This window comes from Salipiger mucosus DSM 16094, from assembly GCF_000442255.1.
GTDB classification, from domain to species: Bacteria; Pseudomonadota; Alphaproteobacteria; order Rhodobacterales; family Rhodobacteraceae; genus Salipiger; species Salipiger mucosus.
The window spans coordinates 1-8,363 of sequence record NZ_KE557302.1; the positions used below are offsets into that span (position 1 = coordinate 1).

9 protein-coding genes are annotated in these 8,363 nt (G+C 71.4%); 8 read left to right on the forward strand and 1 reads right to left on the reverse strand.

What is annotated here, in order from left to right:
• From SALMUC_RS27835 to SALMUC_RS27845, 3 genes are all read left to right on the forward strand, one after another.
• The coding region (locus tag SALMUC_RS27835; protein ID WP_020043645.1) for a 3'-5' exonuclease at positions 1–682 on the forward strand (682 nt) is incomplete at its 5' end.
• 82 nt (positions 683–764) lie between these two features.
• Positions 765–1,769, forward strand: coding sequence for an ATP-binding cassette domain-containing protein (locus SALMUC_RS27840; RefSeq protein ID WP_021121132.1), 1,005 nt, complete (start codon positions 765–767; stop codon positions 1,767–1,769).
• A complete protein-coding gene (locus SALMUC_RS27845) occupies positions 1,766–2,563 on the forward strand; it encodes an ABC transporter permease (protein WP_020043647.1) in 798 nt (265 codons plus the stop codon). The genes SALMUC_RS27840 and SALMUC_RS27845 overlap by 4 nt, the downstream gene beginning before the upstream one ends.
• A 12-nt stretch (positions 2,564–2,575) precedes the next feature.
• Here the strand turns inward: SALMUC_RS27845 and SALMUC_RS27850 are convergent, their stop codons facing one another.
• Positions 2,576–3,796: an ROK family transcriptional regulator gene (locus tag SALMUC_RS27850; RefSeq protein WP_020043648.1), complete on the reverse strand. Its 1,221-nt coding sequence runs from the start codon at positions 3,794–3,796 to the stop codon at positions 2,576–2,578.
• A 216-nt stretch (positions 3,797–4,012) separates the two neighbouring features.
• Here SALMUC_RS27850 and SALMUC_RS27855 point away from each other — a divergent pair, with 216 nt between their 5' ends.
• The 5 genes from SALMUC_RS27855 to SALMUC_RS27875 all read left to right on the forward strand — a co-directional run.
• On the forward strand, positions 4,013–5,029 hold the full coding sequence (locus SALMUC_RS27855) for a sugar ABC transporter substrate-binding protein (protein ID WP_037373175.1): 1,017 nt from the start codon (positions 4,013–4,015) through the stop codon (positions 5,027–5,029).
• A gap of 107 nt (positions 5,030–5,136) precedes the next feature.
• Positions 5,137–6,219, forward strand: coding sequence for an ABC transporter permease (locus tag SALMUC_RS27860; protein WP_020043650.1), 1,083 nt, complete (start codon positions 5,137–5,139; stop codon positions 6,217–6,219).
• Positions 6,216–6,998, forward strand: a complete 783-nt coding sequence (locus tag SALMUC_RS27865; protein ID WP_020043651.1) for an ATP-binding cassette domain-containing protein — start codon at positions 6,216–6,218, stop codon at positions 6,996–6,998. The genes SALMUC_RS27860 and SALMUC_RS27865 overlap by 4 nt, the downstream gene beginning before the upstream one ends.
• Entirely contained in the window at positions 6,988–7,641 is a 654-nt protein-coding gene (locus tag SALMUC_RS27870; protein WP_020043652.1) for a nucleoside/nucleotide kinase family protein, read from the forward strand. Before SALMUC_RS27865 ends, SALMUC_RS27870 begins: the two co-directional genes overlap by 11 nt.
• Positions 7,642–7,733: 92 nt before the next feature.
• The coding region (locus tag SALMUC_RS27875; protein WP_037373168.1) for a DUF4062 domain-containing protein at positions 7,734–8,363 on the forward strand (630 nt) is incomplete at its 3' end.

An 8,363-nucleotide genomic window follows, 5' to 3' on the forward strand; every position in this document is an offset into this window, starting at 1 on the left:
CGCCGCCCTGCCCGACGTGGCGCCTCCACCGCGCGCCGCCGCCGACTGGCCCGCCTTCGTCGCGGCCATGAGCACCGCCGCCCCCTGGCCCGCCGCGCTGGGGCAGGTCCGCGCCTGGTACGACCCGCAGCTCGACCGCATCCACGAGGACGCCGAGGCCCGCCGCGGCGATCTGCTGCAACTCGAGGAGATCGCGACCGGCTACCCCTCGGCCGAGGCCTTCCTGACCGAGCTCACGCTCGACCCGCCGAGCGCCACCAGCGACCAGGCCGGCGTGCCGCTCAAGGACGAGGACTACCTCATCCTCTCGACGATCCACTCGGCCAAGGGGCAGGAATGGCGCTCGGTCCACGTGCTGAACTGCGTCGACGGCTGCATGCCCTCGGACCTCGGCACCGGCACCACCGAGGAGATCGAGGAGGAGCGCCGCCTGCTCTACGTCGCCATGACGCGCGCCAAGGACCGGCTCTCGCTCGGCGTGCCGCAGCGGTTCTACGTCACCAACCAGACGCGCAACGGCGACCGCCACGTCTATGCCCTGCGCACCCGCTTCGTGCCGAACGCGATCCTCGACCGCTTCGAGGTCACGCACTGGTCGCCGCTGCGCGCGGGCGAGGCCGCGCGCCCGGCCCCCGCCCCGATCGACGTCGCAACGCAGATGCGCGGGATGTGGGCCGACTGACGCGCCGGAAAACCTCGCCCGCGCGCGCGGCGCGCGTGCTATGCCTCTCTCCGAATCCCCCTCCTCACCCAGCGGCGAGACCATGCCAGACAGCACCACGACCGACCTGACAGCACAGGCCCAGACCGCCGCCGCCCCGGCGATCCGCACGCGCGGGCTGGTCAAGCGCTTCGGCGCCTTCGAGGCGGTGGCGGGCATCGACCTCGAGGTCCCGCGCGGCATGATCTTCGCCATCCTCGGGCCCAACGGCGCCGGCAAGACCACCCTGATGCGGATGCTGGCCACGCTCGCCCGCCCCGACGCGGGCACGGCCGAGGTCATGGGCCACGACCTCGCCACCCGGCCCGACGAGGTGCGCGCCTCGATCGCCATGACCGGCCAGTTCGCCTCGCTCGACGAGGACCTGACCGGGCGCGAGAACCTCGTCTTCCTCGCCCGGCTCTGGGGCTTCGGACGGCAGGCCGCCCGCCGCCGCGCCGACGAGCTCTTCGCCGCCTTCGAGCTCACCGACGCGCGGCACCGGCAGGTCAAGGACTACTCGGGCGGCATGCGCCGGCGCCTCGACATCGCCGCCTCGCTGATCGTGACGCCGGGCGTGCTCTTCCTCGACGAGCCCACGACCGGCCTCGACCCCACCGCCCGGCAGGGCGTCTGGCGGATGATCCGCCGCCTCTCGCGCTCCGGCGTGACCGTCCTGCTGACCACGCAGTATCTCGAGGAGGCCGACCAGCTGGCCGAGCGCATCGCGGTCATCGACCGCGGCCGCAAGATCGCCGAGGGCACCAGCCGCGAGCTCAAGGCGGCGACCGGCTCGGGCTTTTTGCACGTGACCCTCGCCGAGGCCGCACAGCTCGACCGCGCCGCCGCGCTGCTGGAAGAGCGGCTCGCCATGCCGGTCCAGCGCTCGCCCGAGGGCGCCCGGCTCTCGGTCATGGCACGGACCCCCGAGGCGGCGACCGCGGCCCTGGGCGCGCTCGCGGCCGAAGGGCTCGGGCTCGAGGATTTCGCCATGGGCGCGCCCAGCCTCGAGGAGGTCTTCTTCGCCCTCACCGGCACCCCCGCCCCGCAGACCGAGGATGCGCCATGAGCCGGACCGACCCCCTGCGCCACATCCCGCGCCCGCCGCGCCCCTCGGCGCTGTCGAACGCGCTGACCTTCGGCTGGCGGGCGGTGCTCAAGTTCCGGCACGTCCCCGAGCAGCTCTTCGACCTCGTGATGACGCCGCTCATGTTCACGCTGCTCTTCACCTTCGTCTTCGGCGGGGCGCTGGCCGGCTCCACGGGCGACTACCTGCAGTTCTTCCTGCCCGGCATCCTCGTGCAGACCGTGGCGTTCAACGCGGTCTATTCCGGCATGGGCCTCTCGACGGACCTCGGCAAGGGGCTCTTCGACCGCTTCCGCAGCCTGCCGATCTGGCCGCTCTCGCCCTTCGCCGGGCTCATCGTGGGCGACCTGCTGCGCCACCTGATCGCCGGCGCGATCATCCTCGGCATCGGGCTCACCCTCGGCTACCGGCCCGAGGCGGGCCCGCCCGGCGTGGTCGCGGCCTTCCTGCTGCTGCTGGTCATCGGTTTCGGCCTGGGCTGGGTCTTCATCGTCCTCGGCCTGCTGATCCGCACGCCGACCACGGTCATGACCCTTGGCTTCACCGTGCTCTTTCCGGTGGTCTTCGCCTCCAACATCATGGTGCAGCCCGAGACCATGCCCGACTGGCTGCGCGCCTTCGTGGCCGTGAACCCCGTCTCGCTGATGACCACCGCCATGCGCGGCCTCATGGCCGGCACGGCAACAGCGGCGGACATCGCGCAGGCCCTGCTGGCCCCTGCCCTGCTCACGGCCCTGCTGGCGCCGCTCACGCTCTGGCTCTACCGCCGCCGCTGAGGCGCACGGCCCTCAGGGCTTCAGCATGGCGCTCGGATCGACGAGGAAGCTTTCCGACAGCGGCAGCGAGGCGGCGCCGAGCGCCCGCGCGTCCGGCCCGACGCTGCCCGTCTCGATCGCGGGCGGCGCAAGCCCGGCCAAGTCGATGTCGTTGATCCGCGCCCGGACCGCCCGCACCAGCTCGGCCCGCACGGTCGCGGGCAGCCAGCCGTCGATCAGCGCGCTGCCGATGTCCACGATGGACGCGCTCGCCGCGATGGCATGCGCCAGCCCGTCGGCCGCCTCCGCGATCCACTGATCGACCAGCCGCACCGGCACCGACCAGGTCTCGGGCTCCTCCCAGAGGCTCTCGGCCGAGAGCCCCTCGGCCACCACCAGCCGCTCGAGGCAGGCCAGTGAGGCCACCTCGATCAGCTGCCGCGAGCCCCCGTCGGGCCCCGGCACCGGCATGCTGCCGAGCGCCGCGGAATTGCCCGTGCGCCCGGTGTGCAGCCGCCCGTCCAGCACCAGCCCGCCGCCCACGAAGAAGCCGATGTAGAAGTAGACGAAATCCTGCGAATCCCGCGCCTCGCCGAAGACAAGCTCGGCCCCGCAGGCCGAGGTCGCGTCGTTCTGCAGGAAGGTCGGCAGCCCCACCCCGGCCTCGATCTCGGCCGCGATGTCGCGCGTGCGCCAGGACGCCATGTCGCTGGGCGGCACCCCGATGGCGCGGGCCCAGTCCCACAGGAAGAAGGGCGTCGCGATGCCCAGCCCGCAGACCCGCCCGCGCAGCGGCACGTCGAGCCTGTCCAGCATGGCCTGCACGCCTTCGACGGCAAAGCGCACGGTCTTGTCCGGGTCGGGATAGGCATGGGTCATCCGCCGGCGGCCCAGCACCCCGCCGGTGAAATCGATCATCACCAGGTCGAGGCTGCGCCGCCCGATCTTGAGCCCGAAGAACAGCGCCCCCTCGGGGTTGAGCGCCATCGGCACCGAGGGCTGGCCCACCTTCCCCCGCACCGGCTCGCCGCGCAGCAGCAGCCCGTCCTCTTCCAGCCTCCGCATGATGACCGAGACCGTCTGCGCCGAAAGCCCCGTCATCCGCGAGATGGGCGCCTTGGCCAGCGGGCCGTGCCGCCGCAGGATCGACAGCACCAGCCGCTCGTTGTGCGCCCGCAACCCGCTCTGGTTCGAGCCGCGAACCGATGAAGGAATGACCGCGGTGTCGCGCCCGGCCGCGCCCGTCTCTCTCATGCCAGTTCTCCCGATACGGCCCCGATGATCGGCGGGCACCGCAGCCCTGTCAATATTAAATCACTCTGATTTATTTATTGACAGGAGGCCGCGACTCGCGTGATTGTCCTTGCCAGCAGGGAGCGGCGCCAAGGGCCCGCCCCCCGCGCTCCGGCGGCGCTCGCGGCCGGACGGACAGAACGGGAGGAGGAAACCGTGACCAACAAGACGATCAAGATGGCCCTGCTGGGTGCCACCGCACTGACGCTCACCGCCGGCATCGCGTCCGCCGAAAGCCACGTGAAGGGCGACGTGAACGCCTGCCTGATCACCAAGACCGACACCAACCCCTTCTTCGTCAAGATGAAGGAAGGCGCCGTCGCCCAGGCCGACGAGCTCGGCATCCAGCTCGACACCTTCGCCGGCAAGATCGACGGCGACGTCGAGACCCAGGTCGCCGCGGTCGAGACCTGCATCGCGGGCGGTGCCGAGGGCATCCTCATCACGCCGTCCGACAGCCGCGCGCTGGTGCCGGTGATCGAGCAGGCCCGCGAGAACGGCATCCTCGTGATCGCCCTCGACACCCCGTTCGAGCCCTCCGACGCCGCCGACGCGACCTTCGCCACCGACAACTTCAAGGCCGGCGTGCTGATCGGCGAATGGGCCGCGGCGACGATGGAGGATCCCTCCTCGGCCAAGATCGCCATGCTCGACCTGAACCCCTCCGAGGTCTCGGTCGACTACCTGCGCAACCAGGGCTTCCTGACCGGCTTCGGCGTCGACGTGAAGGACGAGACCGACATCGGCGACGAGGACGACCCGCGCATCGTCGGCAACGACGTCACCAACGGCAACGAGCAGGGCGGCCGCCAGGCCATGGAGAACCTGCTGCAGCGCGATCCCGGCGTGAACGTGGTCTACACCATCAACGAACCCGCCGCCGCCGGCGCCTACGAGGCGCTGCGCTCGGTCGGGCTTCAGGACCAGGCGCTGATCGTCTCGGTCGACGGCGGCTGCCCCGGCGTGCAGAACATCGCCGAGGGCGTCATCGGCGCCACCTCGATGCAGTTCCCGCTCAAGATGGCCTCGCTCGGCATCGAGGCGATCGCCGAATATGCCGAGACCGGCGCCAAGCCCGAGAACTCCGAGGGCCTCGACTTCACCAACACCGGCGTGACCCTCGTCACCGACAACCCCGTCGAAGGGATCGACTCGATCACCTCCGAGGAAGCGCTCGAGCAGTGCTGGGGCTGACACCCGGCCAACCGGCGGGGCGGCCAGGCCGCCCCGTCCCTTCCGGCTGAACCCGACCGGACAACCATCCGTCGCCCCCTCGCCGGGCGCCACGCGGAGGACGTGCCATGAGCGATACCACGGATCCCGGCCGCAAGGGCCAGGACTACGAGCAGGACCTCGACAAGAGCGACGTTTCCGTCGCCGAGTTCAAGTACCTGCACAATTCACCCCTCGACCGCATCCAGCACGCGCTGCACGGCAATCCCACGCTGGTCCCGGTCATCGTGCTGGTCGCCGCCATCGGCGTCTTCGGACTGATCGCCGGCGACCGCTTCTTCTCGGCCTTCAACCTCAGCCTGATCCTGCAGCAGGTCTCGATCATCGGCATCCTCGCGGCGGCGCAGTCGCTGATCATCATCACCGCCGGCATCGACCTCTCGGTCGCGGCGATCATGGTGCTGATGGCGGTCGTGGCGGGTAACCTCGCGGTCTACGCCGGCGTCCCCGCCCCCATCGCCCTGCTCGTGGCCTTCGCCGGCGGCACCGGCTGCGGGATCATGAACGGGCTGCTGGTCACCAAGGTCAAGCTGCCGCCCTTCATCACCACGCTGGGCACCTGGTCGATCTTCTACGCGCTGAACCTCTGGCTCTCGGGCGCCCAGTCGATCCGCAGCCAGGACATCGACGCCGAGGCACCGCTGCTCAAGTTCTGGGGCATCGCGCTCGAGGTCGGCGGCGCCCGCGTCACGCTGGGCTCGCTGCTCATGGTCGCCGTCTTCCTCGTGCTCTGGTACATGCTCAACAAGACCGCCTGGGGCCGCCACGTCTACGCCATCGGCGACGACAAGGAAGCCGCCGAGCTCGCGGGCATCCGCACCGACCGCACCCTGCTCAGCGTCTACGGCCTTGCCGGCCTCGTCTGCGCCGTCGCGGCCTGGGCCTCCATCGGCCGGGTCGGCTCGATCAGCCCGCAGGCCTTCTACGAGGGCAACCTGCAATCCATCACCGCCGTCGTGATCGGGGGCATCTCGCTCTTCGGCGGGCGCGGCTCGATCCTGGGCGCCCTCTTCGGCGCGCTGATCGTCGGCGTCTTCCAGTCGGGCCTGCGCCTCGCGGGGGTCGACGTCCTCTGGCAGGTCTTCGCCATCGGCTGGCTCATCATTCTCGCGGTCGCCATCGACCAGTGGATCAGAAAGGTCTCGGCATGACACAGGCACCCATCCTCAAGGCACGCGGACTGGTCAAGCGCTACGGCCGCGTCACCGCCCTCGACAACGCCGACTTCGACCTCTACCCGGGCGAGATCCTCGCCGTGATCGGCGACAACGGCGCCGGCAAGTCGAGCCTCATCAAGGCCATCTCCGGCGCGGTCCAGGTCGACGACGGCAAGATCGAGCTCGAGGGGAAACCGATCAACTTCTCCTCCCCGCTCGAGGCCCGCGACGCCGGGATCGAGACCGTCTACCAGACCCTCGCCCTCTCGCCCGCGCTCTCGATCACCGACAACATGTTCGTCGGCCGCGAGATCCGCAAACCCGGCGTGCTGGGCTCGGTCTTCAAGATGCTCGACCACAAGGCGATGGAGAAATTCGCCCGCGACCGGCTGTCGGAGCTGGGGCTGATGACGATCCAGAGCATCAACCAGGCGGTCGAGACCCTCTCGGGCGGCCAGCGCCAGGGCGTGGCCGTGGCCCGCGCGGCGGCCTTCGGCTCCAAGGTCATCATCCTCGACGAGCCGACGGCGGCGCTGGGGGTCAAGGAAAGCCGCAAGGTGCTGGAACTGATCCAGGACGTGCGCTCGCGCGGGATCCCGATCGTCCTGATCTCGCACAACATGCCGCATGTCTTCGAGGTCGCCGACCGCATCCACGTCCACCGTCTGGGCAAGCGGCTCTGCGTCATCGACCCCAAGGAGAACTCCATGTCCGACGCGGTCGCCTACATGACCGGCGCCAAGACCCCGCCGGAGGCCGCCGTTGCGGCCTGACACCCCGACGGACGGCGCGGACCCGGCGGCGGTCGCCGAGGTCGCCGAGCGGGCCCGCGCCGCCGTCACCCCCGGGCGCCGGCTGGTGCTCGGCATCGCCGGGCCGCCCGCCTCGGGCAAGTCCACCCTCGCCGCGGCGGTGGCGGACCACCTGAACGCGGAGGGCGACGGGGTCGCCGAGGTCGTCCCGATGGACGGCTTCCACCTCGACAACGACAGGCTCGACGCGCTCGGCCTCCGCGCGGTCAAGGGCGCCCCGCAGACCTTCGACGCCAAGGGCTTCGCGGACCTCGTGGCAAAGCTCGGCCAGATCGACACCGCGCTGCGCTACCCCCTCTTCGACCGCGCCCGCGACTGCACCCTGCCGGACGCCGGGCACCTCTCCGCCGGCACGCAGATCGCCGTGGTCGAGGGCAACTACCTCCTGCTGCAACAGGGCGACTGGGCGGCGCTGCGCCCGCTCTTCGACCTCACGGTGCTGGTCGCCCCGCCGCTCGCCGTGCTCGAGGCCCGCCTGATCGAACGCTGGCTGCACCACGGCCTCCCGCGCGAGGCCGCCGAGGCCCGCGCCCGCGGCAACGACCTCGTCAACGCGCGCACCGTGCTCGAGGCCAGCGCGCCCGCCGACATCACCCTGCGCTGAACGTCTGCCCCAGGCGCCCGCGCGGCTTTTGCTCGACGCCCCCGCCCCGGCTATCATGGCGTTCAACGCAACGCCGCGCGGGGTCCCGGGCGATGACCCGCATTTTCATCTCGTCGACCTTCCGCGACATGCAGGACGAGCGCGACATCCTCGCCCGCCGCGTGCTGCCGCGCCTGCGGGCCGAGGTGCCGGGCGCCGCGCATCTCGTCGAGATCGACCTGCGCTGGGGCCTCACCCGCGCCATGACCGCCGACGGCGGCGCCGTCCGGCTCTGTCTCGAGGGGGTCGATGCTGCCCACGGCGTGCTGGGCATGATCGGCGCCCGCACCGGCTGGCAGCCCGACCCGTCTTTCCTGCGGGCCTTCGATCGCGCCTTCGCCGGCACCCTGCCCGGCCCCTGCGGGCTGACAGAACTCGAGCTGCGCCGCGCCTTCGCCAAGGCGCGCAGCGGCACGGCGCCCCTGCCGCGCATCCTGATTGCCGAACGCGCCCGCACGGCTGAAACCGCGCCGCTCGTCGACTGGCTGGAGGCCCATCACCCCGAGCGCCTCGCGCTCTACGACACGCCCGAGCGTTTCGAGCAGGCCGCCCATGCCGCCCTGACCGACCTCCTCTCGGCCGCGCAGGGCCACCACCCCCAACCCGACCCGGCCCCGCAGGTCGCGCGCCCGCAGGCCGAGGCCACCCTCGCCCGCGCGCTGCGCCCGCCCTGGCTGCGCCGT

Bases quoted from the DNA above. Each gene is read 5' to 3' on its own strand.
- SALMUC_RS27855 (WP_037373175.1), top strand. From the start codon at position 4,013: ATGGCCCTGCTGGGTGCCACCGCACTGACGCTCACCGCCGGCATCGCG.
- SALMUC_RS27850 (WP_020043648.1), bottom strand. From the start codon at position 3,796: ATGAGAGAGACGGGCGCGGCCGGGCGCGACACCGCGGTCATTCCTTCA.
- SALMUC_RS27860 (WP_020043650.1), top strand. From the start codon at position 5,137: ATGAGCGATACCACGGATCCCGGCCGCAAGGGCCAGGACTACGAGCAG.
- SALMUC_RS27845 (WP_020043647.1), top strand. From the start codon at position 1,766: ATGAGCCGGACCGACCCCCTGCGCCACATCCCGCGCCCGCCGCGCCCC.
- SALMUC_RS27865 (WP_020043651.1), top strand. From the start codon at position 6,216: ATGACACAGGCACCCATCCTCAAGGCACGCGGACTGGTCAAGCGCTAC.
- SALMUC_RS27840 (WP_021121132.1), top strand. From the start codon at position 765: ATGCCAGACAGCACCACGACCGACCTGACAGCACAGGCCCAGACCGCC.